Consider the following 25,806-nt stretch of genomic DNA (forward strand, 5'->3'; position numbering starts at 1 on the left):
CATGCAGGAAACCGTATTAAATCAAATTGTTCGCGATAAAGCCGTCTGGGTTGAAGCGCGCAAAAGCAGCCAGCCGCTGGCCAGCTTTCAGAATGACGTTGTCGCCTCGACGCGCAGCTTTTATGACGCGCTACGCGGCAATCGCACCGCCTTTATTCTTGAGTGCAAAAAAGCATCCCCTTCCAAAGGCGTTATCCGGGATGATTTTGACCCGGCGCTTATCGCCGGGATTTATAAAGAACACGCCTCGGCTATTTCGGTGCTGACCGATGAAAAGTACTTTCAGGGCAGCTTTGACTTTCTGCCGCTGGTAAGCGCAGCGGTGCATCAGCCGGTGCTATGCAAAGACTTTATCATCGACCCGTACCAGATTTATCTGGCGCGCCTGCATCAGGCAGATGCGGTTCTGCTGATGCTGTCAGTGCTGGATGACGAACCGTACCGGCAGCTGGCTGCCGTGGCGCACAGTCTGAAAATGGGCGTCCTGACGGAAGTCAGCAACGAGGAAGAGCTAACGCGGGCGAACGCATTGCAAGCCAAAGTGGTCGGAATAAATAACCGCGATCTGCGCGACCTTTCTATCGATCTCAATCGCACCCGCAGCCTTGCGCCGCGTCTGGCGAGCGGCGTGACGGTCATCAGCGAGTCAGGTATCAGCAATTACGGCCAGATCCGCGAGCTGAGTCGCTACGCCAACGGCTTTTTAATCGGTTCGGCGCTGATGGAAGAACAGGATTTGGCCGCTGCCGTTCGTCGCGTTTTGCTGGGCGATAACAAGATTTGCGGTCTGAGCCGCCCGCAAGATGCGCAGGCAGCCCGCCACGCGGGCGCCATCTATGGCGGCCTGATTTTTGTCGCGGGTTCACCCCGGCAGATTGATGAAAGTCAGGCCCACAGCATTATCGAATCCGCAGCGTTAAAGTACGTCGGCGTATTTCGCGATGCCGAAATAAGTGACATTGTCACCAAAGCCCGGCACCTTGACTTATATGCGGTGCAGCTGCACGGCGCTGAAAATCAGGCCTTCATTAACCAGCTGCGCCAGGCGCTGCCGGCAACGACAAAAATCTGGAAAGCGCTTAGCGTCGGCGACACCCTGCCCGCCATGAACTTACAGCACGTAGACCGCTACCTGCTGGATAACGGTCAGGGCGGCAGCGGTCAGCGTTTCGACTGGTCGTTACTTGCCGGACAAGATTTGTCGCAGGTGATGCTGGCTGGCGGCCTTGGCGCCGATAACTGCGTTCAGGCGGCCCAGTTGGGCTGCGCCGGACTGGATTTCAACAGCGGCGTCGAGCGCGCGCCAGGACATAAAGACGCGGCAAAGATCGCCGCTGTTTTTCAGACACTGCGAGCCTATTAACCGGTCGGGGCGGATACCTCCTGGCGCCCCCTGCCGGATTTTACAGAGGAAGCTTGAATGACATTACTTAATCCCTATTTTGGTGAATTTGGCGGCATGTTTGTTCCGCAGATCCTGATGCCGGCGCTGCAACAGTTAGAAGAAGCCTTTGTCAGCGCCCAGCGCGATCCTGAGTTCCAGGCCCAGTTCACCAGTCTGCTAAAAAACTATGCCGGCCGCCCTACGGCGCTGACCCGCTGCGATAATCTGACCAGAGGGACCGCCACCCGACTCTATCTGAAGCGTGAAGATCTGCTGCACGGCGGCGCCCACAAGACTAACCAGGTACTTGGTCAGGCGCTGCTGGCTAAACGCATGGGGAAAACGGAGATTATCGCCGAGACCGGCGCCGGTCAGCACGGCGTCGCCTCAGCCCTCGCCAGCGCGCTTTTGGGGTTGAAGTGCCGCATCTATATGGGCGCCAAAGATATTGAACGGCAGTCGCCTAATGTATTTCGCATGCTTCTGATGGGTGCTGAAGTCATTCCGGTACACAGCGGCTCCTCAACGCTGAAAGATGCCTGTAACGAAGCACTGCGCGACTGGTCCGGTAGCTATGAAACCGCCCATTACATGCTTGGTACCGCCGCAGGGCCACATCCGTATCCCACTATCGTCCGTGAGTTTCAGCGCATGATCGGTGAAGAAACCAAGGCGCAAATCCTCGAAGCCGAAGGCCGCCTGCCGGATGCCGTGCTGGCCTGTGTGGGGGGAGGCTCAAACGCCATCGGCATGTTCGCCGACTTTATTGATGACGCCAGCGTCGGCCTGATTGGCGTTGAACCGGCCGGACACGGTATTGAAACCGGCGAACATGGCGCGCCGTTAAAGCATGGCCGCGTCGGCATTTACTTTGGTATGAAAGCGCCGATGATGCAGACCGAAGATGGACAGATTGAAGAGTCGTACTCCATCTCCGCCGGGCTGGATTTCCCCTCCGTCGGGCCGCAGCATGCACATCTGAATAGCACCGGACGCGCGGAATACGTCTCGATTACCGATGATGAAGCGCTGGATGCCTTTAAGACCCTGTGTCGCAGCGAAGGGATTATTCCGGCGCTGGAATCTTCGCACGCGCTGGCTTATGCGCTGAAAATGATGCAGGAAAATCCGCAAAAAGAGCAGCTGCTGGTGGTTAACCTTTCCGGGCGCGGCGACAAAGATATTTTTACCGTTCACGACATTCTGAAAGCCAGGGGAGAGATCTGATGGAGCGTTATCAGCAACTGTTTAACCAACTGGCGTCAAAAAAAGAAGGCGCTTTCGTGCCGTTTGTTTCGCTGGGCGATCCCACGCCTGAGCTTTCACTACAGATAATCGACGCGCTGATCGACGGCGGCGCAGATGCTCTTGAGCTGGGCATCCCGTTTTCCGATCCGTTAGCAGATGGCCCAACGATTCAGGGCGGTAACCTGCGGGCCTTTGCCGCCGGCACTAACCCGCAAATCTGTTTCGAACTGCTAGCCGCAATCCGGCAGAAATATCCGGAGATACCCATCGGCTTGTTAATGTACGCCAATCTGGTATTTCACAACGGCATCGATAGCTTTTACGCTCGCTGTCAGCAGGTCGGCGTAGACTCCGTGCTAATTGGCGACGTGCCGCTGGAGGAATCTGCAGACTTCCGTCAGTCGGCGATGCGCCACAATATTGCGCCCATCTTCATGTGTCCGCCAAACGCCAGCGATGACCTGCTGCGTGAGCTGGCGTCCCACGGTCGCGGCTATATCTACCTGCAATCGCGCGCCGGGGTTACCGGAACCGAAAATCGTGCGGAGAAGTCACTCAGCGCGCTGGTGAGCAAACTGCGCGAATATAACGCCGCGCCGGCCATTCAGGGCTTCGGCATCTCTGAACCATCCCAGGTGCGTAACGTTATCGCCTCCGGCGCCGCCGGCGCCATTGCGGGTTCAGCGACGGTGAAACTGATCGAAAAACATCACGCCCACCCGGCGGAAATGCTAAGCGCGCTGCGCGATTTCACCCGCCAGATGAAAGCCGCAACCCGCTAATCTGACAGCGCCTTACCCTTCAGGATAAGGCGCGCTTCAAGCAAATATCTCCTGCCAATGGCACTTATTTTTTCTGCGGCTACACTTAGCGCGCAGCACTGTCGCTGTGACCGTTTTGATTTACAGGGAGAGCATAAATGAAATGGGCTAAATGGCTGGGTGGATTGTTTGCCGCAGTAATGGTGGCGCTGACGCTAAGCGCGTGCGCACCGACAGAGCATAAAGAAGGTACCGGTGGCTATATCGATGATACGGTAATTACCACCAAGGTTAAAAGTCAGCTGCTGGGGGATGAAGCGCTAAAACACGCCAATCAAATCAGCGTTGAGACTTTTAAAGGCCGGGTGCAGCTGAGCGGTTTCGTCTCATCTCCGCAGATGGCGGCGCGTGCCGTTTCAGTCGCGCGTGGGGTTAACGGCGTGAAATCCGTGATTAACAATATGCAGATTCGCTAGCAGGCGACAGCAAAGAAAATGTGATGGCCAGCGTCAGGAAAGCGCCCTGCGCTGGCTTTTTTATTGCAGCGATTAGAACTTGTAGCCGGCACCGAAGAAGAAAACCACCGGGTTAATATTGGTATGAATGCTGTCCTGCTTGACGCCGTTCGCGCGGAAGCTGACGTCGGTGTCGATATCCATATACCAGACCGAGGCGTTGAGCATCCAGTTATCGGTCAGCTGATAGTCCAGACCGGCAACGCCGGCAAAGCCCCATGAATCCTTGGCGTGCAGATCGCTCAGCCCGGCATTGCGCCCGGTTTCGTTAAAGCGTTCCTGGTAAAAACGGGTGTAGTTAACCCCGGCGCCGATGTACGGGTTAAATTTACCCAGCCCGCTGAAGTACCATTGCAGCACCAGCGACGGCGGCAGCTGTTTTACCGTGGCAATGTCACCGGTAGCCGGCGTGCCGATGCGATGGCGAAACGGCGTGGCGCCCAGTAGCTCGATACCGATATTATCCGTGGCCATATAGGTAAACGTCAGTCCCAGCTGGGTATTATTGCTGACGTTGAACTCGCCCAGTCCGAGGACATCATCAGAGCCGCCAGTTGGCCGCACGGTTGCGCTACCGGCTCGTATGAAGAAGTCTCCCGCCTGGTGGGCAGAAGCGACAGCCGGAAGTAACATACAAACTGCCAGTGCTGCTGCTTTTAGTTTCATTTACCACTCCTTTATAGATATTTGTTACGTCATTGTCAGTTTTCGTCAGCGCATTACCGCCTGGCTGACGGCTGATTTCATTGACGCAGCGCAATCTAAGGCTTGGATCAATTTTTTCGCTTTGCGAAATAAAACGTCATTTGATTGAAATCAAGTTACTTCATTCGGGCAGGCGAACATTTAGTGAGCAACGATGCGCGGCGACAATGTTCAAAGGCGCCCGGATAAATAGGGCCTTACCTCGTTTTTTGCTGCCAAAGCAGCCTTTGTTAGTGAAAGTTATGTAAGACAGGGTGCCAGTCGCTAATCAGACCATGTACAATCGCCGCATTAGTGGATCTGGTTTTTAAGGAGAGTACATGTCAATCACGGCAAGTTCGTTATACCGTGACTCGGGGAATTTTTTTCGCCACCAGCTGGTAACAATTTTTCTGATGGCGCTGCTTACAGCATTTATCAGCGTGATGATCGGCCATGCGCTTACGCCAGGCGCAGATCAGCTGTCACAATTACCTCAGAATGGTTTTTCCAGCACCAACCTGATGGATATGGTGCGTAATCTCTCTCCTGAACAGCAGCGTATCCTGCTGCGAGCCTCTTTTGCCGGCACGCTGGCTTCACTGGTGGGCAATACCCTGTTGATGGGCGGCATGCTTACCCTTATTCCGCTGGTTTCCGCCGGTCAGCGCACCAGCGCCCTGCGCGCTATCGGCCTGTCGGCACCGCTGCTGCCACGCCTGCTGATCCTGTCGTTTCTGATGACGCTGGTCATTCAGCTCGGCTTTCTTTTTGTCGTGGTGCCGGGCGTTATTCTGGCGGTTCTGCTGTCGCTGGCGCCCGTGATACTCGGCGCCGGTCAGCACGGGATATTTGCGTCAATACGACAAAGCGTGAACCTGGCATGGCACAATATGCGTCTGGTTACGCCGGCGGTGTTGTTCTGGCTGCTGGCTAAAATGCTATTACTGCTGGTGATAACCCGGCTTCTGCCCGAGCTGGCGGAGAATTACTACACACTGCTCAGCGTAGTCGCTAACGGTGTCAGCAATCTCATCTCGGCGCTGCTGATAATTTATCTTTGTCGCCTGTATATGCTATTACGTTAATGTTCCTGATGGCGTGCCTCACGCCATCGCTACTTATCCATGCCCGTCCTGTTCTGGTATCTGAGAGCCTATGAAGCAGTTACTTGATTTTCTCCCGCTGGTGGTGTTTTTCGTTTTTTATAAAATGTACGACATTTTTATCGCCACCGGCGCGCTGGTTGCCGCTACCGCAGTCGCGCTGGCAGTGAGCTGGTTTTTGTATCGTAAAATTGAAAAAATGACGCTGGTCACGTTCGCCATCGTGGTGGTATTCGGCCTGCTGACCATTATTTTCCATAACGATGAGTTCCTGAAATGGAAGGTCACCGTCATCTATACCCTGTTCAGCGTCGCCCTTCTGGTCAGCCAGTTCGTGATGCATAAGCCGCTGATTGAAACCATGCTCGGCAAAGAATTAAAGCTGCCGGATCGCGCGTGGCGGCGGCTGAACGTGGCCTGGGCGCTATTTTTCTTTGCCTGCGGACTGCTCAACATCTACGTTGCTTTCTGGCTGCCGCAGTCAGTTTGGGTTGACTTCAAAGTTTTCGGCCTGACCGGCCTGACGCTGCTATTTACCCTGGTGAGCGGCGTTTATATTTACCGGCTGATGCCGCAGCAAGAACAAGAAAAATAACGCTCCGACGCGCTGAGCGGAAACATTCGATACTGGAAGCAAGCAGATGAGTGAAGAAAAAAAGGTGCCGCAAGGCGAAATGGTGCTGCGCACGTTGGCGATGCCAGCTGATACCAACGCCAACGGGGATATTTTTGGCGGCTGGCTGATGTCTCAGATGGATATGGGCGGCGCCATCCTGGCAAAGGAGATCGCTGGCGGGCGCGTTGTAACGGTTCGCGTCGACGGCATGACCTTCCTGAAGCCGGTCGCGGTTGGCGACGTTGTCTGCTGCCACGCCCGCTGCATCCGTACCGGCTCAAGCTCTATGACGATTAACGTTGAGGTATGGATAAAGAAAGTATCCTCCGAACCCATTGGTCAGCGTTACTGTACGACCGAGGCGGTATTTATCTACGTTGCAGTCGATAGTGAAGGGAAACCGCGCGCGTTGCCGGAAGGCAGAAGTCACTTCTCACTGGATGAAGGCAAAGGTTAAATCATACCCGCGTCAATACGACGCGGGTACAGGGTTTTAATTGAGGTTGATGCCGCCGTCAAAGCGGAAATTAATCGTCATCGTGACATTCTGCCCAGGCTTGCCTGGCTGATAGCGCCATTTGCGCATCGCCTGCTTCACTTCCCGCTCAAACATATTTTGCGGCTTAGCAGAAAGGATACGAATATTTTCCACCCGCCCCTCACTGTTCACATCAAACGCAACCCGCACGCTCCCCTCAATACGCAGTGCATAGGCACGCGGGGGATACATAGGCTTACCGGTGCTTAGCGCCTGGGGACCGGTGGAAACCGACTTAACCGGCGAAGGATTGGCTTTCGGCGCGGTTGAAGGCTTGGTTGGTCGCGGGCTGTTCTGGTTCTCCTCAAAAGGATTCGCCGGACGCGGCTCCTGCGGTTTCGCCGGCGTTTTCTTCGGCTTCACCACTTCTTTTTTCACCGGTTTTGGCTTTGGTTTTGGCTGCGGTTTCGGCTCCGGCTTTGGAACAGGCACCGGCTCGGGCTTCGGCGGCTCAGGCACCGGCTTAGGCGGCTCCGGTTCTGGCTGCGGTTCCGGCTCTGGCGGCGGCGCGGCGGCTGGCTCCGGCTGAGGCTGGATTTCCGGCGCCACCATTGTCACGCTAATGGGCTGAGACGCGTTGGGCTTCTGCCGGACGTGGTGATATGAAGCGTACAGCATCGCTGCCACCACCGCGCCATGCATCAGTAATGAAACCAGCATGGCGATCGGCGAGCGGCTGGGAAATTCAGAAGAGGTCAACGTCGTCATAATTCATACTGTCGTTTAATGAAGCCACGATTTTAAATGCAAATAGCAATCAGTTTCAATAACAACCCGCGATTGTTCCACTTTTTGTGCGCTTAATTTATGTTACGGTTTTCTTGCACTACAAATTGCACTACCTTTAGCAAAAGCTTACCGACGTCAATGCTATTTCTCTGTCAGGAGTTCTGCCTGTGCTTTATGTCATTTTTGCTGAAGATAACGCTGATTCACTCGAAAAACGCACCGCCGTGCGACCTGCTCACCTTGCACGCTTACAGCTTCTGCAGGATGAAGGGCGTTTAATTGTCGCCGGGCCGATGCCCGCAGTTGACAGTAACGATCCGGGCGTTGCCGGCTTCAGCGGCTCAGCCATCATTGCCGAGTTCCATTCACTGGAGCAGGCGAAAGCATGGGCTGATGCCGATCCTTATATCGCCGCAGGCGTATATCGGGAAGTGACCGTGCGGCCTTTTAAGCGGGTGTTCTGACCGGGCGTCGGGATAATAACGGGCTATCACCGCAAGAGAAACGCCGATCAATGACAACAAAATGGGGCCAGCTGGCCCCATTTTCGTCAGCGCGTTGCAGATTAATGCATTGCCGCGGTCAGGCCAAAAGCCACAATCATTGCCAATGCGCAAACTGTAGTCAGTAACGCCATTTTCATATCGGTTGTCATTTTTTTCTCCTTGGAAAACGCTCTATATTACTGCAGCGCCAATTTTCGCATAAACGCGGGTAAAAATCTCGTCTTCTGCCGGGAGGCTTGTTAAAATCCGTTTCCTGGTTGCGCAACAACGATATTGCCATCATTAAGCCAAAACAAATGCGCCCGTCCCTTTCTGGTCGCGACATCACCGATGAAAACTGTTACTTTTGGCGCTTTGATGTCTGTAACTTTTAAGCAAACGATTAACAAGAAGGCTTATCCCGGAAGGATGCAGCCAGGAGTCATCCGTTCATGGCAACAATTAAAGATGTGGCAAAGCAGGCAGGGGTTTCAACAACCACGGTTTCCCACGTCATCAACAAAACGCGTTTCGTCGCTGAAGAGACCCGTGAAGCCGTATGGCAGGCGATTAAAGCCCTGCACTACTCCCCCAGCGCCGTTGCGCGCAGCCTCAAAGTCAACCACACCAGAACCATCGGTTTGCTCGCCACTGCCACCGAAGCGCCCTATTTTGCCGAAATCATTCAGGCCGTTGAGAATCGCTGTTTCGCCCGGGGTTACACCCTGATACTGGGAAATGCACATAATGAATTACAAAAACAGCAGGCTTATCTGGCGATGATGGCGCAAAAGCGCGTCGATGGCCTGCTGGTCATGTGCTCGGAATATCCCGACAGTCTGATCGAGATGCTTGAAGAATACCGCAATATTCCAATGGTGGTGATGGACTGGGGCGAGTCCCGCGGCGATTTTACCGATACCGTCCAGGATAACGCATTTAGCGGCGGCTACATGGTTGGTCGCTATCTGATCGAGCGCGGTCATCGCGATATTGGCGCTATTCCGGGGCAGATGGAACGCAATACCGGCGGCGGACGCCATGCGGGTTTTCTCAAAGCGTTACAGGAAGCCAATATCACGCTGCACGAAGAGTGGGTCGTTCAGGGCGATTTTGAACCGGAGTCCGGCTACCGGGCAATGCAGCAGATTTTGTCGCGTAAGCAGCGCCCCACGGCGGTATTCTGCGGCGGCGATATCATGGCGATGGGCGCTATCTGCGCTGCTGATGAAATGGGCCTGCGCGTCCCGCAGGATATTTCGGTGATCGGCTACGATAATGTGCGCAACGCGCGTTATTTTACGCCGGCATTGACTACCGTACATCAGCCGAAAGAGCGTCTGGGTGAAACCGCACTGGATATGCTGCTTGACCGCATCCTCAATAAGCGCGAAGAGCCGCAGACAATTGAAGTGCATCCACACCTGATTGAGCGGCGTTCGGTGGCCGATGGCCCTTTTCGCGATTACCGTCGTTAAGCAATATCCAGCCGCTATTCCTGCAACCATTCAGCATTTAGCGTATCGGGTTCGCCAAGATACGCCAGTAGCCAGGGCAGCGCCGGTGACCCGTTTGCCTGACGCCAGCTGACGCAGCACGGGCTGTCAGGAAGCGGCGTTTCAAGGCGCAATTCACTCAGCGTCCCACGCTCCAGCCAGGGACGCGCCAGATGCCCTGGCACCATTCCAATGCCCAGACCCGCTTCAAGACAGCTAAACGCCGTATCCCAGTCCGGCACCACGCGTCTTTGCTGGTGATCGAGCGTCCAGGTTGTACGACGCGGCAGCGTGCGTGCAGTATCTTCAATGACCAGCGAAGGCCAGCTGCGGATCCTCTCCTCACTCAATGGCTGGCTGACATCGGCCAGCGGATGGCTTGCGCTGGCCAGGCAGCGCCAGTTCAATCGCCCCATATCGCGAAAGGCAAACTGGCCTCCTACCGGCACCGCCTGCGTTGCGCCAATAGCCACTTCAACTCGCCCGTCAGCTAGCGCATCCCATACGCCGTTAAACACCTCAAGGGTAATATGTAGCTCCATATCCGGAAAATGACGGTAAAAGTCACGCACCAGCTGCCGCGTTCGACCGGGCTTTACGATACGGTCAATGGCAATGGTTAACTCGCCGTGCCACCCTTTCGCTACCTGCTGGCAGCGACGGCGCGTGTCGTGCATTTTTTTGATAACAGAACGCCCCTCTTCGCTAAAAACCTTTCCGGCGGGCGTCAGCACCACATCACGGTGACGTCGTTCAAAAAGCGCCACGCCAAGCCAGCTTTCAAGCTGACGGACGGTATAGCTTACGGCAGACGGCACGCGATGTAATTCCACGGCCGCCGCGCTAAAACTGCCGTTGCGCGCCACGGCATCAACCACTTCAAGCGCATGTTCTGACCACATATTTTGCCTGCAATTTTTTTGATAGCACGGCGCAAATTATAGCGTTTTACAACTGATAGTTCAGCTCAGTAAACTTCCTGCGCCATAAAAAGGAGCTTTTATACGCTATGCAAAATTTGGGTTTTTTAGTTTATCTCGCACTATTAAGCATGCTGGGTTTTCTGGCTACCGATATGTATCTGCCTGCCTTTGGGGCGATAGAACTTGGTTTGCAAACCACAGCGGGAGCGGTAAGCGCTTCATTAACCGTCTTTCTGATCGGTTTTGCTTTGGGCCAGGGTTTCTGGGGCTCGCTTTCGGACCGGCTGGGACGCCGCCCGGTTCTTATCAGCGGCCTGACTATTTTCGCGCTGTCGTGTTTAGCCATTATCTGGGTCAACAGCGCCTGGCAACTGTTGGTTTTACGCTTTTTACAGGCATTTGGCGTCTGTGCCGCCACCGTTAGCTGGCAGGCACTGGTTGTTGATCGCTATAAGGGGCAGCAGGCAAAGCGCATATTTGCCACTATTATGCCGCTGGTCGCCCTCTCCCCGGCGCTGGCGCCGCTGGTCGGCGCCTGGCTGCTGAATCATCTCGAATGGCAGGCGATTTTTATCGTATTAATGTTAATAGCCGTCGGTTTGCTGCTGGTGACGCTGAAGCTCCGAGCGCCCCGGCCACGGAGTAAACAAGAAGAGCCGGTGGGCTACTGGCACCTGCTAAGTTCACCGGTCTACAGCGGCAACGTGCTTATCTATGCGGCCTGCTCTGCCAGCTTTTTTGCCTGGCTGACGGGTTCGCCGTCTATTCTGGCCGGGCTGGGGCTGAAACCGGTCGACATCGGCCTGAGCTACGTTCCACAGACAATCGCGTTTCTGGCCGGCGGATTCGGCGCGCGTGCGCTGCTGAACCATGTACAAGCAAGCCGGCTGCTGCCATGGCTGTTAACTTTTTATGCCGTCAGCGTGATCGCGCTGTTTATCTGCGGTCTGCAGGCGCCTACGCTGGTCTCTCTTCTGGTTCCATTCTGCGGCATGGCCTTGGCGAACGGGGCTATTTACCCTATCGCGGTTTCAGGCGCCCTGCTGCCCTGGCCTCAGGCAACGGGTAAAGCGGCGGCGCTGCAAAATATGCTGCAGCTCGGATTATGTTCCGTTGCCAGTCTGATAGTTTCCTCATTTATCAATGCGGTAACGCTGACCACAACAATTGTCATGCTAATGACAGTTTTACTGTCTATTATTGGATTTGTGCTTCAGCGCACAGGCAGGGAGCGAATCGGTAACCGGCACAGTCGAAACAGTTAAGATAGCACGATATGCTAATTAGTTAGCAAGCTAACAATAAAGCGTTGAACATTGCCGCACGTGAGCATATACTCCTTGCGGTATCAAAATAACAATCTGGTAAGACTTTTACTGACAGGGCTGTCAAAAAGATTACTCAACGTAACGTTCGTTACGTACCCTGCCGGAATTTATGGATCAATCCTCTGTTTACGTCGGATTTCAGGCGCACGGATTTCACGTGATTATTCTTAATTGACCTGAACGATTAACCAATTTTTCAGGTTTCGTCCATAGGGTGATGGAGAGGTTATGAGTTCATCGTGCATAGAAGAAGTGAGCTTACAGGACAACCATTGGTACAGAATAATTCAGGAACTGCTTGAGAAAGCCGATATTGAAATTAACGGCTCTCATCCCTGGGATATTCAAGTTAAAAATCCAGACCTGTTTAAACGCGTTATTCAGGAAGGCTCGCTGGGTTTAGGGGAAGCTTACATGGACGGATGGTGGGATTGTGAACGCCCTGATATGTTTTTCCACCGCGCACTCAAAGTACACTTAGATAAGCAGCTTCCGCATCATTTACGCGATACGCTTCGCGTTGCCAGTACCCGCCTGCTAAATCTCCAGTCCCGGCGACGCGCCTGGATTGTGGGCAAGGAACATTATGATTTGGGCAACGATCTGTTTACGCTGATGCTCGATCGTCATATGCAATACTCCTGCGGCTACTGGAAAGAAGCGCAAACGCTGGAGGAGGCGCAGAATAACAAGCTCGATATGATTTGTAACAAGCTGCAGCTCCAGCCGGGAATGACGCTGCTGGATATCGGCTGCGGCTGGGGTGGTCTGGCGGAATACGCCGCGCGTAACTTCGGCGTCAAAGTCACTGGCGTTACCATTTCTGCCGAACAGCAAAAGCTTGCTCAGCAGCGCTGTGAAGGCCTTGAGGTGACTATTTTGCTGCAAGATTATCGCGACCTTAACGAGCAGTTTGATCGCATCGTTTCCGTCGGGATGTTTGAACATGTCGGCCCAAAGAACTATGCCACCTATTTTAATGTGGTCGCGCGCAACCTCAAGCCCGACGGACTGTTCCTGCTGCATACCATCGGCGCCAACAGAACCGATGACAATGTCGACCCCTGGATCGATAAATACATATTCCCCAATGGCTGCCTGCCGTCGGTGCGCCATATCGCCAACGCATCCGAGCCGCATTTTATTATGGAAGACTGGCACAATTTCGGCGCAGACTACGACACCACGCTAATGTCATGGTACCAGCGCTTTTTGCAAGCCTGGCCGCAGCTGGAACAAAAGTATGGCGCCCGCTTTAAGCGGATGTTTACTTATTATCTTAACTGCTGCGCTGGCGCATTTCGCGCCCGGGATATTCAGCTCTGGCAGGTGGTATTTAGCCGGGGTGCCGAAGGCGGTCTGCGGGTTCCACATTAGTATCAGACAAATAAAAAAGCGGGGTTTCCCGCTTTTTTTATTTTGTTTAAGCAACCGCTAATCGGCTAGTTCTCAGTTGAGATATTAATTTGCTCGCGCTGCGCCAGAACCCGCTCGACGGTATCAACGATCGCCTGGGTATGAGGATCGATTTCAATATTGACGTATTGCCCAAGGCGCTTAGCGCCGAGGGTGGTACGCTCAAGGGTTTCCGGAATCAGGTGAACGCAAAACTTCGTGGCCGTGACATCGCCAACGGTGAGGCTAATGCCATCAATCCCTACAAACCCCTTATGCAAAATATACTTCATCAGGCTGGCATCTTCAGGTTTGAACCAGATTTCACGATTATTTTCTGACTGAACGATGCGACCGACTGCCGCTTTAGTCATGATGTGACCCGACATTAAATGACCGCCGATCTCATCGCTGAATTTTGCAGCCCGCTCAACATTGACCTTATCGCCCGGCTTAAGCTCGCCAAGGTTGGTAATGCGCAACGTCTCTTTAATTAAGTCAAAACTCACGTTGTCATCTTCAATGGCGGTGACCGTCAGGCAGCAACCGTTATGGGCGACGGAGGCGCCGGTTTCCAGGCCGGGCAACAGCGCCTGCGGTAATCTGACAATATGAGTACGAAAGTTGGGTTTTTCATCAATCGCAAGCACCTCGGCGGTGCCCTGAACAATACCCGTAAACATATACTTTAACCTCTGGATTGAATAACCTTCTGCGGTTAGTTTGCCACTCTGCTCTCTGCCCGGCAAATGCAGCGGCACAATACGCGTGATAGAAAAAGCTATTTATTATTTATAAGGTTGGCTAAATCACTGGCTCAATCTACACTATGCCGCCTGAGCCTTGGCTATTCCGTAACCGGATTCAGCCGCGGCCTCTCCCTTCAAGGATATAAAACGTATAAAGGTGTATCCGTGCAGAAGTATTTCGTCGAGGCGCGTCAATTATTAGCATTGGCGATCCCTGTCATATTCGCCCAGGTGGCGCAAACCGCAATGGGCTTTGTCGATACCATTATGGCGGGAGCGGTTAGCGCCACCGATATGGCCGCCGTTGCGGTAGGTACGTCAATCTGGCTACCATCAATTCTGTTCGGTCATGGTCTGATACTGGCGCTAACGCCGGTCGTCGCCCAGCTTAACGGTGCCGGCAGACGTCAGCATATTGCCCACCAGGTGCGCCAGGCGTACTGGATGGCAGGCATGGTTTCCATTGTGGTGATGGTGGTGCTGTTCAATGCCGGCTTCGTTATCCACGCCATGCACAATATTAATGCCGAGCTGGCAGATAAAGCAGTGCGCTATCTGCGTGCGTTGCTCTGGGGCGCGCCCGGCTACCTGTTTTTCCAGGTCGCGCGTAACCAGTGTGAAGGCTTATCAAAAACCAAGCCGGGCATGGTGCTGGGCTTTCTCGGCTTACTGGTTAATATTCCGGTTAACTACGTTTTTATTTATGGTCACTTTGGCATGCCGGCAATGGGCGGCGTGGGCTGCGGTGTCGCCACCGCATCGGTTTACTGGGTTATGTTCATCTTCATGAAAGCGTGGTGTCGTCGCGCGGCGTTCCTGCGCGATATTCATCAGGCGACGCCGGTTGCCGGACCCGACTGGCAGGTTCTTAAGCGGTTATTCTTTTTAGGGCTTCCCGTGGCGCTGGCGCTGTTTTTTGAGGTAACCCTGTTTGCCGTCGTTGCGCTGCTGGTCTCGCCGATGGGAATTGTTGAGGTTGCCGGACACCAGATCGCCCTGAACTTTAGCTCGCTGATGTTTGTTGTCCCCCTCTCGCTGGGCGTAGCAGCCACCATCCGCGTCGGCTATCGTTTGGGTCAGGGATCAACGGAGGAAGCGCATACCGCCGCCTGGGCGGCGCAGATTGTCGGCGTATTGATGGCTTGTTGTACCGCGCTGTTCACCGTTACCTTCCGTGAACATATTGCGCTGCTATACAACGATAGTCCGGCGGTTGTGGCCCTGGCCGCTCAGCTGATGTTTCTGGCTGCTATATATCAGATATCCGACTCTATCCAGGTGATTGGCAGCGGCGTGCTGCGCGGCTATAAAGATACCCGGGCGATATTCTTTATTACCCTGGTCGCGTACTGGTGCCTCGGACTGCCCAGCGGCTGCATACTGGCTCTGACCGACTGGCTGGTACCGGCGATGGGACCGGCTGGCTTCTGGTGCGGCTTTATTATCGGCCTGACCTCATCGGCCATAATGATGCTATGGCGCATTAACCGGCTTCAGCGCCAGCCAGTCGAACGAATTCTGGGACGCGCCGCACGCTGATATGCCAATACACCACAAGAACGCTTAAAATTGCTGCGCTCTGCACAGATGCGCAGCAGTTACACAGAAATTTATCGCTTTCCCCTTGCCAGCCGTTCAGCCTGCCGCTAATATTCGTCCCCGCTGTCAGCCTGCTGATTTTTTTTAAAATCACCCGCAATAAAGCGCGCGTTCTTAGCTCAGTTGGTTAGAGCACCACCTTGACATGGTGGGGGTCGGAGGTTCGAGTCCTCTAGAACGCACCAGTGCGTCCGTAGCTCAGTTGGTTAGAGCACCACCTTGACATGGTGGGGGTCGGTGGTTCGAGTCCACTCGGACGCACCAAAAGCATACACCAGTATGTGACCATCGTTTGCGAGGGCAGCCAACGCCCTGATGGCGTAAAAGAGGCCGAGATTTTTGCGTTCTTAGCTCAGTTGGTTAGAGCACCACCTTGACATGGTGGGGGTCGGAGGTTCGAGTCCTCTAGAACGCACCACTCCCTGTTATCCCCCCTGTAGCATTTACCCTGAACCCTTTGCGCAACAAGAACATTGACCTTTGGCAGCCGCCTTTTGCCGTCCGCTTTTTAATTGGTTTTCCAGCGCTTCGCGATTATAATGGCCGCCTTTGAGCGACTTGAATGGTTTCAGCGTATGGAAGAGCCAGGATTTATGCCCTTTTCTGCTTGCGCAATCGCGCAATGGCCTGCTGTAAACCCTTGTCACAACTTCCGCTGCATATTCAATCGCTATCTCCTATTCTTAAAGCTGTATCGTTGCCTGTTGCCGGGCACCCAATTCCTCTTCCAGCCTGCGGCTGGAGGAAAAAACGCTAATCATTCATCACAACTTACAGAAAACTCGTCATGAAAAAGACCAAGATCGTTTGTACTATCGGCCCAAAAACCGAGTCTGAAGAGATGCTGACTAACCTGCTGGATGCGGGCATGAACGTCATGCGTCTTAATTTTTCCCACGGTGATTATGAAGAACACGGACGTCGTATCGCCAACCTGCGCAACGTGGTCAGTAAAACCGGCCGTCAGGCGGCAATCCTGCTTGATACCAAAGGTCCGGAAATCCGCACTACCAAGCTGGAAGGCGGCAGTGACGTAACGTTACAAGCTGGCCAGACCTTCACGTTTACTACCGATCAAAGCGTCATCGGCAATGCTGAACGCGTTGCGGTGACCTACGCAGGCTTTACCAGCGACTTGAGCGTTGGCAATACCGTGCTGGTTGATGACGGCCTTATCGGCATGGAAGTCATCAAGGTGACAGAGCAAACCGTGGTATGCCGCGTTCTCAACGGCGGCGACCTCGGCGAAAATAAAGGGGTTAACCTGCCTGGCGTTTCAATCCAGCTGCCGGCGCTGGCGGAGAAAGATAAGCGTGACCTGATCTTCGGCTGCGAACAGGGCGTCGATTTTGTGGCGGCATCGTTTATTCGTAAGCGTTCCGACGTACTGGAAATCCGCGAGCATCTTAAAGCCCATGGCGGCGAGCACATTCAAATTATCTCCAAGATCGAGAATCAGGAAGGTCTCAACAACTTCGATGAGATTCTGGAAGCCTCTGATGGCATCATGGTTGCCCGCGGCGACCTCGGCGTAGAGATCCCGGTTGAAGAAGTTATCTTCGCTCAGAAAATGATGATCAAGAAGTGCAACAAAGCACGTAAAGTGGTGATTACCGCCACCCAAATGCTGGACTCCATGATTAAAAACCCGCGCCCTACCCGCGCTGAAGCTGGCGACGTGGCTAATGCCATCCTCGACGGTACCGATGCGGTGATGCTGTCTGGCGAGAGCGCCAAAGGTAAGTATCCGCTGGAAGCGGTAAGCATTATGGCCACCATTTGCGAGCGTACCGATCCGGTAATGAAAAGCCGTATCGAAATTAAAGATCCGCAGCACAGAATGCGCATCACCGAGGCAGTGTGTCGCGGCGCGGTAGAAACCGCCGAAAACCTTGAAGCGCCACTGATCGTGGTGGCAACCGAAGGCGGCAAATCAGCCAAGTCAGTGCGTAAATATTTCCCGCACGCTACCATTCTCGCCCTGACGACGAATGAACTGACTGCACGCCAGCTGCTGCTGACCAAAGGCGTAGAAACCACCCTGGTTAGCGAAATCGCCTCCACGGATGATTTCTACCGTCTGGGCAAAGAAGCGGCGCTGAAAAGCGGCTACGCGCAAAAAGGCGACGTGGTGGTGATGGTTTCTGGTGCGCTGGTGCCAAGTGGAACCACCAATACCGCATCCGTTCACGCGCTTTAATCGAAGTTCAGCCTCTGAAATGCAAAAGCGCCCCCTGGGCGCTTTTTTTTGGTAAAAGCCATAATTAAGATTGCCGAAAAAGCCAATCGGATTTAACTATTCAACTCTGCCACTTATTAAGATTGGTCCGATTAAAGCTACCTGTTTTCTCTATTTTTTTTGCTTAATAGTGGCTCACAGCCGTTTCTTTGAGCGAACGATCAAATTTAAGCGTGTTATCAGCAAAAATTTATTCTCATCGCAAAAAAGTTTGTGTAATACTTGTAACGCTACATGGAGATTAACTCAATCTAGAGGGTATAAATAATGAATCGTACTAAACTGGTACTGGGCGCGGTAATTCTGGGTTCAACTCTGCTGGCTGGTTGCTCAAGCAACGCTAAAATCGACCAGCTGTCTACTGACGTTCAGACTCTGAACGCCAAAGTTGACCAGCTGAGCAACGACGTGAACGCAATGCGTTCTGACGTTCAGGCTGCTAAAGATGACGCAGCTCGCGCTAACCAGCGTCTGGACAACCAGGCTCACTCTTACCGTAAGTAAGAGTTCCTGTAAGAAAAATGGCGCACACTGTGCGCCATTTTTTTTGTCCTGATAAAACCACTCAGGACTGAGGAGCGGTGTCTGCGGCGTTGTTGACCTGCTGCGGCGGCATCACCTGCGGCGCGGGCGTGCCTGCATTAGCTAACACCGGCATGCCAGAACGACGGCTAAGGGCTTCTTTGATTACAGCCTTATCGCTCTCTTTGCTGTTCATAAAGCGTTTTAGCGCCACGGTTAATGGAATGGCCTTGGTTTGCGGATCTTCACCTTCATAGCGCGACAGCGGCTGGTGTACCTCGATATAGCGTTTACCGTCTGGTTCTACCGCATACTTGACCGGCTGATTGATTACCTGAACCCGGGTGCCTTCCGGCACGTTGTTAAACAGCGTCTGAATATCATCGGGTCGCAGACGGATGCAGCCGGAACTCACGCGCATACCGATACCGAAATCCGCATTGGTACCGTGAATCAAATAATGTCCCTTCCCGTATGCCAGCCGCATTGCATACAGCCCCATCGGATTATCCGGCCCGGCAGGGATGACGCCAGGCAGCTTAATGCCCTTCTCCGCATAGCGCTTACGGATGTTTGGCGTGGGCGTCCAGGTGGGATTAGGGATTTTCTGACTGATGCTGGTTACCGTGCTGGGCGTGATGGCGCCCTGCTGACCAATACCGATCGGGTAAACAATGACTTTATCTTCACCTTTGGGATAATAATACAGCCGCAGCTCGGCAATATTCACCACGATACCTTCACGCTTGGTATCGGGTAGCAGCATCTGCTGCGGTATGGTCAGTTCTGAGCCCGCTTTCGGCAGCCAGGGATCGGTGCCTGGATTTGCTTCAAGCATGCCCAGCAACCCCACTTTATAGCGTGCGGCGATATCTTCGAGCGGTCGTTTATTATCCGGCACTACCGTCGTCACATTCTCGCCTATCAGGCGGCTGTCAGCGGGGGGCAATGGATATTCGGTTGCAGCAGCCTGCTGCGCCCAGCCGGTTACGGCCAGAGCAGCAATCGCCAGCAGACGACGCGTGGTAGTCATACAGCACTCCCTGTAAATGGCAGAAGTAACAGAAAGACTGTCAGCGAAGCGCTGACAGCTTGCGCTAGTTTAGCTTAGAAAGGCTTTCTGCCTTGTGACGAATTGCCCGGATCATCGCCTCGAGACCCTGGGTACGTGACGGCGTCAGATGCTGCGTCAGCGCCAGTTGCTCAAACCAGGGACGCACATCAAAGGCAACGATCTGGGCGGGGGTCAGCTGCTGATATAAAATAAATACGACGGCAATCAATCCCTTAACTATTGCCGCATCGCTATCCCCCTGCAGAACAACTTTCCCATTCTGATCCTGGACAAGGTGCAACCAGACCTGACTCTGGCAGCCGGATATCGCATTTTCAGGCTGATGCAAAGAATCAGATAATTCTGGCAATGCGGCGCCTAATTCAATGATGTAAAGATACTTCTCTTCCCAGTTTGCGCAGCGATTAAAGTTGCGCACTAATTTATCTTTATCTGGCAACGTTGCCATTTACTCCTCCTGCCTGCCCGGTATTACCCACCGAGCAGACGGTGTATACGTATCAGGCCGCCCGCCAGTCGGTCGGCTTCTTCCTCGGTATTATACATGGTAAAACTGGCCCGGCACATGGCGGGAACGCCAAAGCGGCTCATCAGCGGCATGGCGCAATGATGGCCGGTGCGAATGGCGATGCCGTACTGGTCAAGGAAGCTACCGACATCGTAGGCGTGATGTTTACCCAGATTGAATGAAATCACGCCGGCGCGATCGTGCGGGCCGTAGGTTATCAAATCAGGCACCGATGCCAGCTTGTCCTGCGCATAGCGCATCAGCTGCTGTTCATAGGCATGGATGTTGTCGATACCCAGCTCGCTGACATAGCTAAGCGCGGCGCCGAGACCAATAATGCCGCCGGTATGCGGCGAGCCGGCCTCAAAGCGCCAGGGCGCCGAATTCCAGGTGGTGCCGCTGGTCAGGCTGACGCTTTTTATCATCGACCCGCCGCCTTCCCAGGGAGGCATGTCATCCAGTAATGCTTTACGGCCGTACAGCACGCCGATGCCAGTCGGGCCGTAAATTTTATGGCCGGAGAACAGGTAAAAATCGCAGCCCAGATCCTGGACGTCTACCGCCTGGTGCATGACCGCCTGAGCACCATCAACTAAGGTAGTCACCCCGGCGGCACGCGCCTTCGCAATCAGTTCTTTTAGCGGATTCACCGTACCGAGCACGTTAGAGACCTGAGTTAACGCCAGCAGGCGGGTGCGGGCGTCAATCAGCGTATCGAGCTTAGCAACATCTAACCGACCTTCGTCGGTAATAGGTATAAAGCGCAGCTCAGCCCCCGTGCGCTGCGCCAACAGCTGCCAGGGCACGATATTCGCATGATGTTCCATCTCGGTAATAATCAGATTGTCACCGGCTTTAATCTGGCTTTGCCCCCAGCTATTGGCAACCAGGTTAATCCCTTCGGTGGTGCCGCGCACAAAGACGATTTCTTCCGGCGATGCGGCATGAATAAAGCGCGCAACCTGATGACGGACCTCTTCCATTTCCGTGGTTGCCTCAGCGCTCAGGGTATGAATACCGCGATGCACCGCCGCATAGCCATGCCGATAGAAATGGCTTTCCGCCTCGATAACGCTCAGCGGCTTTTGCGCGCTGGCCGCGCTATCGAGATAAGCAAGCTGGCGACCATTTACTTCGCGCGCCAGCACCGGAAAATCCGCCCTGACGCGGCGGACATCAAAACTCATTCAAGACCTCCCGGAAAGCGCAGCGCAATGCGCTCTAACACCGTTTCTTTCAGGGTACTGTCGCTGATGGCTTCCGTCAGTTCAGCAGCGAAGGCGTAAATAATCATGCGCTGCGCTGCCTGCTCGTCAATACCGCGCGAGCGCAGATAAAACATCTGCTCATCGTCAATGCGGCCAATCGTTGCGCCGTGGCTGCACTTCACGTCATCAGCATAGATTTCCAGCTGCGGTTTGGTATCAACCTCTGCCAGACGGCCCAGCAATAAATTATTGTTGGTCATCTGACCGTCAGTTTTCAACGCATGCTGTGCAACGGTAATTTTCCCGTTGAACACCGCTTTGGCGCGATCGCGCACGATGGTTTTATGCAGCTGGCGGCTAAGACAGTAGCCCTTATTGTGCTCCAGATAGCTGCGGGTATCGCACACTTCTTTATCTACCGGCAACACCAGACTGTTGAGCAGCAGTTCGCTGTTCTCCCCGTTCAGCTGCACGCTGGTATTATGGCGCGACAGGCCTGCGCCGAGTAAGAAGCTATGACTGGCGACCCACGCATCGCGGCCGATACGAATATCGTTGTGGGCAAAGTGATAGCTGGCGGCGGTTTCAAAACCCAGCTTGTAGTGGTGGAGCCTGGCGTTATCGCCGACGCGAAACGTTGAGCGCGCTCCGCTAAAATGGCCGCTATCATTCAGGCTGACGTAATGTTCGATCAGCGTAGCTTCGGCGCCCGCTTCCAGCTCCAGATGATGCCGGTAGTGAACGGTGTTCATCGCACCGCTGCGGCCGCTGCTGATGTTCAGCAGATATAGCGGTCGCGCCGCGCTTTTACCGCGCGCCAGCCGCAGCGTGGTAACTTCCTCAGCCAGACTTTCCGTCAGGTGCAGGAACACTTCAGGCTGTATTGGCGCGTCAAGCTCACGCCGCTGGGCCGCCTGCTGAATTTCAACCTGGAATAAATCGTAATCTTTGTCGCTCAACTCAGCATCGAAGCGACCGTCAACGAAGACCAGTCGCACGGCGTCGATGTCCAACGCCAGCGGCGCCAGATCGAGCGCATTGAGGCGCGTATGGGACTCAGGCAGCGCAAAACGTTCGCCAAGCAGCCCATCCAGCGGCGTATAGCGCCAGTTTTCGTGTTTGCGCGTCGGCAAACCGAGGCGTAAAACCTGCTGCCAGTGCTGCTGCGCCTGCATTGAACGCTGGTCGCCACGGCTTTCAAATAAATGATGCCATTGCTGCAGCGCGTTATCGTTATTCTTCGTCTGTAAGCCAGCCATAGCCCTGCTCCTCCAGCTGTTTCACCAGCGAAAAATCGCCAGATTTAACGATTTTCCCCTGATAGAGCACATGCACAAAATCCGGCTTAATGTAGTCGAGAATGCGCTGATAGTGGGTAACGATGATAAAGGCGCGCTTGCCGTCGCGCAGCGAGTTAACGCCATTGGCCACGATTTTTAACGCGTCAATATCCAGACCGGAATCGGTCTCATCAAGAATGCACAGATCGGGCTCCAGCGCCGCCATTTGCAGAATGTCGTTACGCTTCTTTTCACCACCGGAAAAGCCAACGTTCACCGAACGCGTCAGCAAATCCTCCGGCATCTTTAACAGTTGAATTTTATCTTCGATAAAATCCTGGAAATCAAAACGGTCAAGTACCGGCTGTTCACGGTATTTTCTGACGGCATTCACCGCTGTTTGCAGGAAAAACTGATTGCTGACGCCCGGGATTTCCACCGGATACTGAAATGCCATAAAGATACCTTCGCCGGCGCGATCTTCCGGGTCCAGTTCCAGCAAATCTTTGCCTTTGAAGCTGACGCTGCCGCCGGCAACCTCATACTCTTCACGTCCGGCGAGAGTGGCGGATAAGGTACTTTTTCCGGAACCATTTGGCCCCATGATGGCGTGTACTTCACCGGCTTTTACTTCCAGATCGAGCCCGCGCAAAATAGCTTTATCTTCAATATTTACCTGTAAATCTTTAATACTTAACATAGTTTTTCCTTGGCGATGCCTTCCGGCACCGGTGAAAATTCGCAGGCGCTTTAACCAACGCTGTGTTCCAGACTGATTGCCAGCAATTTTTGCGCTTCAACGGCGAATTCGAGCGGCAGTTCAGAAAATACGTCTTTACAAAAACCATTTACAATCATTGAGATGGCATCATCTTCGCTGATGCCGCGCTGCAGGCAATAAAACAGCTGATCTTCGCCAATACGCGAGGTGGTTGCTTCATGCTCCAGCTGAGCGCTATTGTTGCGCGCCTCTACGTAAGGGAAGGTGTGCGCGCCGCAATCTGGCCCGATGAGCATCGAGTCGCACTGCGTAAAGTTACGCGCGTTGGTTGCTGTCGGCATAATCTTCACCAGCCCGCGATAGGTGTTCTGACTTTTACCGGCGGAGATCCCCTTAGAAATAATGGTCGATTTGGTATTTTTACCAATATGGATCATCTTGGTTCCGGTGTCCGCCTGCTGGCGTCCGCTGGTCAATGCAACGGAAAAGAACTCACCGACCGAGTTATCGCCGCGCAGGATGCAGCTGGGGTATTTCCAGGTGATGGCCGAGCCGGTTTCCGACTGCGTCCAGGACATCTTGCTGTTTTCCCCTTCACAGAGCGCGCGCTTGGTAACAAAGTTCAGGATCCCGCCCTCGCCTTCGCCGCCAGGGAACCAATTCTGCACCGTGGAATACTTCACTTCGGCGTTTTTGTGGATGATAACTTCCACCACCGCAGCGTGCAGCTGATAGGTATCACGCACCGGCGCCGAGCACCCTTCAATATAGCTGACGTAGCTATCTTCGTCGGCAATCAGGATGGTGCGTTCGAACTGGCCGGTTTTAGCGGCATTAATACGGAAATAGGTGGATAGCTCCATCGGGCAGCGCACGCCTTTCGGGATATAAACAAAGGTCCCGTCCGACGCCACCGCCGAATTAAGCGCAGCAAAGAAATTGTCGTTATGAGGCACCACGGTGCCGAGATACTGTTTTACCAGCTCCGGATGCTCCTGAATCGCCTCGCCGAACGAGCAAAAAATAATGCCCTGTTCCGCCAGCTTATGACGATAGGTGGTGGCAACGGATACCGAATCAAAAATGGCGTCGACCGCCACTTCCCGACCTTCACGCACCGGAACGCCGAGCTGATCAAAGGCTTTTTCGACTTCCTGAGTGAGGAAGTTACTGGCAGGCTGAGCGCCGGAAGTCTGGGTGGCCCCCGGTTCAGAAGCGCAGCTGTCATTACAGACGCCGCACGACGGCGCTGAATAATAGCTGTAGTCCTGATAGTTCAGAGATTCGTAATGGGCTTTCAGCCAGTGCGGCTCTTCCATTTGCAGCCAGGCTTTATAGGCCTTAAGGCGAAACTCCAGCATCCATTCTGGCTCGTTGCGCTTGGCGGAAATGGCACGCACGACATCTTCGCTAATACCATGTTCCAGCTCATCAGTTTGCAGTTGAGTAAAGAAGCCCTCTTTATACTTTTGCGGACCGCCTTCCCAGATATGTACCTCTTCAGATGCTGAGGTATCGCTGTTACGAGACATAAGAATCACTCAATGCCAAAGCTTTCACCACACCCACAGGCGTGCTGCGCTTTAGGATTATTAAATTTAAACACCTGGTTCAGCCCTTCGCGGACATAATCCACTTCGGTACCGTCAATAAAAGGCATGGCCTGCAGCGGCACATACAAATAAGCCCCCTGGTGAGAAAAAACCAGGTCGTCACTGGCGGGCTCTTTAACCAAATCCATGGTGTAACCAAATCCGGCGCAGCCGGACTGCTTAACGCCTAGCTTCAGCCCCTTCACTTCCGGGTCGCTAGCGGTCAGAGTCAGGATTTGCCTTGCAGCTCCGTCGGTGATGGTTAGTCCTTTCCAGACGAAATCTTCCGGTGAAAATGATGCGGGATTTACAGATTGCATAAATTACCTCACTATGCGGTAGCCCTGCGCTTTTACCTCTATGGTAGTGATAACAATAACCACTTCAACCTCTTGTTTTGCAGGGATAATATGAAATGGCCCTTTTTCCGCAGTTATTGACTAAGTTTAGACCCTTTCTGCCCCCTTGCGCCGGCGAGAAATTTTAATATTTGTCGCAACTATCCAGCTGTTTCTTAAAGACATTTTTTAAGGCCTGCCGACAAGACGCGGCCTGGCGCCGGCGGAAACATTATTTTCGTCCGGAAAGATTGGTTTTACCGATTTTTGCAACAGACAGCATATTTGGTTAAATGCGGCGACCATATTGATAATTTGCCACGGGTGTATATGATAATAATTATCATTACCGTGGAGGGTAGCTGTTAACGATGTCGCAATCTATTAACGCCTGGCTTCAGCACCAAATTGACCAATATAAATTTCGTGTGCGCGATCTTACCGTAGATTTCTATATGGCTCAGGCCAAGCTTAATCGTACGGAATGTAATCTTGATCAGCTGCGCAGTTTTAATGATACCTGCATGAACATGGCCGAGCTATGCCAAATGAATGGCGACGACCAGAGCTATCTTCATGCGCTTAGCCGTTTGCACCAGCGCCTGCTGACCGAGGTGAGCAACGACCGCCGCGATAAGCTGTTTCGCATGCAGGCCTGGCAGCTGGCGCGTCATTCTTTGACGCGCTTATGCCACCAGCTGGCGGTTAACGGCGAGTGGCAAAAGGCCAGCGCCTTGCAAACGGAGTTTGTGAAATACGCCTGGTGA

The 25,806-nt window shown here is 53.7% G+C and carries 27 protein-coding genes and 3 tRNA genes; 18 read left to right on the forward strand and 12 right to left on the reverse strand.

The genetic code is table 11. From position 1 onward, the window contains the following. Position 1: 1 nt before the first annotated feature. From trpCF to BTJ39_RS04435, 4 genes are all read left to right on the forward strand, one after another. Positions 2-1,363 (forward strand): bifunctional indole-3-glycerol-phosphate synthase TrpC/phosphoribosylanthranilate isomerase TrpF, encoded by a 1,362-nt coding sequence (gene trpCF / locus BTJ39_RS04420; protein WP_078001466.1) that lies wholly within the window; start codon positions 2-4, stop codon positions 1,361-1,363. A 57-nt stretch (positions 1,364-1,420) separates the two neighbouring features. Continuing rightward, positions 1,421-2,611, forward strand: coding sequence for a tryptophan synthase subunit beta (gene trpB, locus BTJ39_RS04425; protein WP_078001467.1), 1,191 nt, complete (start codon positions 1,421-1,423; stop codon positions 2,609-2,611). Beyond that, on the forward strand, positions 2,611-3,414 hold the full coding sequence (gene trpA / locus BTJ39_RS04430) for a tryptophan synthase subunit alpha (protein WP_078001468.1): 804 nt from the start codon (positions 2,611-2,613) through the stop codon (positions 3,412-3,414). The genes trpB and trpA overlap by 1 nt, the downstream gene beginning before the upstream one ends. A gap of 137 nt (positions 3,415-3,551) precedes the next feature. After that, on the forward strand, positions 3,552-3,869 hold the full coding sequence (locus tag BTJ39_RS04435; protein ID WP_078001469.1) for a BON domain-containing protein: 318 nt from the start codon (positions 3,552-3,554) through the stop codon (positions 3,867-3,869). Positions 3,870-3,941: 72 nt separating this feature from the next. On the opposite strand, the gene ompW is transcribed toward BTJ39_RS04435, so the two are convergent. Next, positions 3,942-4,574: an outer membrane protein OmpW gene (ompW, locus tag BTJ39_RS04440; RefSeq protein ID WP_078001470.1), complete on the reverse strand. Its 633-nt coding sequence runs from the start codon at positions 4,572-4,574 to the stop codon at positions 3,942-3,944. A gap of 359 nt (positions 4,575-4,933) precedes the next feature. On the opposite strand from ompW, the gene BTJ39_RS04445 reads away from it, so the two are divergent. From BTJ39_RS04445 to yciA, 3 genes are all read left to right on the forward strand, one after another. Beyond that, a complete protein-coding gene (locus BTJ39_RS04445; protein ID WP_078001472.1) occupies positions 4,934-5,680 on the forward strand; it encodes a YciC family protein in 747 nt (248 codons plus the stop codon). Between the two features lie 70 nt (positions 5,681-5,750). Continuing rightward, a complete protein-coding gene (locus BTJ39_RS04450) occupies positions 5,751-6,293 on the forward strand; it encodes a septation protein A (protein ID WP_078001473.1) in 543 nt (180 codons plus the stop codon). 46 nt (positions 6,294-6,339) lie between these two features. Further along, positions 6,340-6,771 carry an acyl-CoA thioester hydrolase YciA gene (yciA, locus tag BTJ39_RS04455; RefSeq protein ID WP_078001474.1) on the forward strand — a complete coding sequence of 144 codons (432 nt, stop codon included), beginning with the start codon at positions 6,340-6,342 and terminating at the stop codon, positions 6,769-6,771. Positions 6,772-6,807: 36 nt separating this feature from the next. On the opposite strand, the gene BTJ39_RS04460 is transcribed toward yciA, so the two are convergent. Beyond that, entirely contained in the window at positions 6,808-7,560 is a 753-nt protein-coding gene (locus BTJ39_RS04460; protein ID WP_078001475.1) for an energy transducer TonB, read from the reverse strand. A gap of 188 nt (positions 7,561-7,748) precedes the next feature. On the opposite strand from BTJ39_RS04460, the gene BTJ39_RS04465 reads away from it, so the two are divergent. Further along, complete coding sequence (locus tag BTJ39_RS04465) at positions 7,749-8,045, forward strand: YciI family protein (RefSeq protein ID WP_078001476.1); 297 nt, start codon at positions 7,749-7,751, stop codon at positions 8,043-8,045. A gap of 101 nt (positions 8,046-8,146) precedes the next feature. Here the strand turns inward: BTJ39_RS04465 and cydH are convergent, their stop codons facing one another. Then, on the reverse strand, positions 8,147-8,236 hold the full coding sequence (gene cydH / locus BTJ39_RS24280) for a cytochrome bd-I oxidase subunit CydH (RefSeq protein ID WP_096777681.1): 90 nt from the start codon (positions 8,234-8,236) through the stop codon (positions 8,147-8,149). A gap of 282 nt (positions 8,237-8,518) precedes the next feature. Between cydH and purR the strand changes: the two genes are divergently transcribed. Then, entirely contained in the window at positions 8,519-9,544 is a 1,026-nt protein-coding gene (purR, locus tag BTJ39_RS04470; RefSeq protein ID WP_078001477.1) for an HTH-type transcriptional repressor PurR, read from the forward strand. Between the two features lie 14 nt (positions 9,545-9,558). On the opposite strand, the gene punR is transcribed toward purR, so the two are convergent. Next, positions 9,559-10,464: a DNA-binding transcriptional activator PunR gene (gene punR, locus BTJ39_RS04475; protein ID WP_078001478.1), complete on the reverse strand. Its 906-nt coding sequence runs from the start codon at positions 10,462-10,464 to the stop codon at positions 9,559-9,561. A gap of 107 nt (positions 10,465-10,571) precedes the next feature. Here punR and punC point away from each other — a divergent pair, with 107 nt between their 5' ends. Continuing rightward, positions 10,572-11,750 carry a purine nucleoside transporter PunC gene (gene punC / locus BTJ39_RS04480; RefSeq protein WP_078001479.1) on the forward strand — a complete coding sequence of 393 codons (1,179 nt, stop codon included), beginning with the start codon at positions 10,572-10,574 and terminating at the stop codon, positions 11,748-11,750. Positions 11,751-12,041: 291 nt separating this feature from the next. Beyond that, positions 12,042-13,190, forward strand: coding sequence for a cyclopropane fatty acyl phospholipid synthase (cfa, locus tag BTJ39_RS04485; RefSeq protein ID WP_078001480.1), 1,149 nt, complete (start codon positions 12,042-12,044; stop codon positions 13,188-13,190). Positions 13,191-13,255: 65 nt separating this feature from the next. On the opposite strand, the gene BTJ39_RS04490 is transcribed toward cfa, so the two are convergent. After that, positions 13,256-13,891 carry a riboflavin synthase subunit alpha gene (locus tag BTJ39_RS04490; protein ID WP_078001481.1) on the reverse strand — a complete coding sequence of 212 codons (636 nt, stop codon included), beginning with the start codon at positions 13,889-13,891 and terminating at the stop codon, positions 13,256-13,258. A 231-nt stretch (positions 13,892-14,122) separates the two neighbouring features. Between BTJ39_RS04490 and BTJ39_RS04495 the strand changes: the two genes are divergently transcribed. The 6 genes from BTJ39_RS04495 to BTJ39_RS04520 all read left to right on the forward strand — a co-directional run bounded on the left by BTJ39_RS04495 (position 14,123) and on the right by BTJ39_RS04520 (position 18,299). Then, the gene (locus tag BTJ39_RS04495) at positions 14,123-15,496 is read left to right on the forward strand and encodes an MATE family efflux transporter (RefSeq protein WP_078001482.1); all 1,374 of its coding nucleotides are present in this window, start codon (positions 14,123-14,125) and stop codon (positions 15,494-15,496) included. 168 nt (positions 15,497-15,664) lie between these two features. Next, positions 15,665-15,741, forward strand: a tRNA-Val gene (locus BTJ39_RS04500). Positions 15,742-15,743: 2 nt separating this feature from the next. Beyond that, a tRNA-Val gene (locus BTJ39_RS04505) sits at positions 15,744-15,820 on the forward strand. Positions 15,821-15,897: 77 nt separating this feature from the next. After that, a tRNA-Val gene (locus tag BTJ39_RS04510) sits at positions 15,898-15,974 on the forward strand. A gap of 369 nt (positions 15,975-16,343) precedes the next feature. Next, on the forward strand, positions 16,344-17,756 hold the full coding sequence (pykF, locus tag BTJ39_RS04515; protein ID WP_078001483.1) for a pyruvate kinase PykF: 1,413 nt from the start codon (positions 16,344-16,346) through the stop codon (positions 17,754-17,756). A 306-nt stretch (positions 17,757-18,062) separates the two neighbouring features. Next, positions 18,063-18,299 carry a major outer membrane lipoprotein gene (locus BTJ39_RS04520; protein WP_013201929.1) on the forward strand — a complete coding sequence of 79 codons (237 nt, stop codon included), beginning with the start codon at positions 18,063-18,065 and terminating at the stop codon, positions 18,297-18,299. 61 nt (positions 18,300-18,360) lie between these two features. On the opposite strand, the gene BTJ39_RS04525 is transcribed toward BTJ39_RS04520, so the two are convergent. The 7 genes from BTJ39_RS04525 to sufA all read right to left on the reverse strand — a co-directional run bounded on the left by BTJ39_RS04525 (position 18,361) and on the right by sufA (position 25,021). Then, positions 18,361-19,350, reverse strand: coding sequence for a L,D-transpeptidase family protein (locus BTJ39_RS04525; protein ID WP_078001484.1), 990 nt, complete (start codon positions 19,348-19,350; stop codon positions 18,361-18,363). Between the two features lie 64 nt (positions 19,351-19,414). Then, positions 19,415-19,840, reverse strand: a complete 426-nt coding sequence (sufE, locus tag BTJ39_RS04530; RefSeq protein ID WP_078001485.1) for a cysteine desulfuration protein SufE — start codon at positions 19,838-19,840, stop codon at positions 19,415-19,417. Positions 19,841-19,863: 23 nt separating this feature from the next. Next, positions 19,864-21,087, reverse strand: coding sequence for a cysteine desulfurase SufS (sufS, locus tag BTJ39_RS04535; protein WP_078001486.1), 1,224 nt, complete (start codon positions 21,085-21,087; stop codon positions 19,864-19,866). Further along, positions 21,084-22,367: a Fe-S cluster assembly protein SufD gene (gene sufD, locus BTJ39_RS04540; RefSeq protein WP_078001487.1), complete on the reverse strand. Its 1,284-nt coding sequence runs from the start codon at positions 22,365-22,367 to the stop codon at positions 21,084-21,086. The genes sufS and sufD overlap by 4 nt, the downstream gene beginning before the upstream one ends. Beyond that, the gene (sufC, locus tag BTJ39_RS04545) at positions 22,342-23,088 is read right to left on the reverse strand and encodes a Fe-S cluster assembly ATPase SufC (RefSeq protein WP_078001488.1); all 747 of its coding nucleotides are present in this window, start codon (positions 23,086-23,088) and stop codon (positions 22,342-22,344) included. The genes sufD and sufC overlap by 26 nt, the downstream gene beginning before the upstream one ends. A 50-nt stretch (positions 23,089-23,138) precedes the next feature. Next, positions 23,139-24,641, reverse strand: coding sequence for a Fe-S cluster assembly protein SufB (gene sufB, locus BTJ39_RS04550; RefSeq protein WP_078001489.1), 1,503 nt, complete (start codon positions 24,639-24,641; stop codon positions 23,139-23,141). A gap of 5 nt (positions 24,642-24,646) precedes the next feature. Then, on the reverse strand, positions 24,647-25,021 hold the full coding sequence (sufA, locus tag BTJ39_RS04555; protein ID WP_078001490.1) for a Fe-S cluster assembly scaffold SufA: 375 nt from the start codon (positions 25,019-25,021) through the stop codon (positions 24,647-24,649). Between the two features lie 389 nt (positions 25,022-25,410). Here sufA and BTJ39_RS04560 point away from each other — a divergent pair, with 389 nt between their 5' ends. Continuing rightward, positions 25,411-25,806, forward strand: coding sequence for a hypothetical protein (locus BTJ39_RS04560; protein WP_078001491.1), 396 nt, complete (start codon positions 25,411-25,413; stop codon positions 25,804-25,806).

Origin of the sequence: Izhakiella australiensis (assembly GCF_002006995.1) — a bacterium.
Classification (GTDB): domain Bacteria; phylum Pseudomonadota; class Gammaproteobacteria; order Enterobacterales; family Enterobacteriaceae; genus Izhakiella; species Izhakiella australiensis.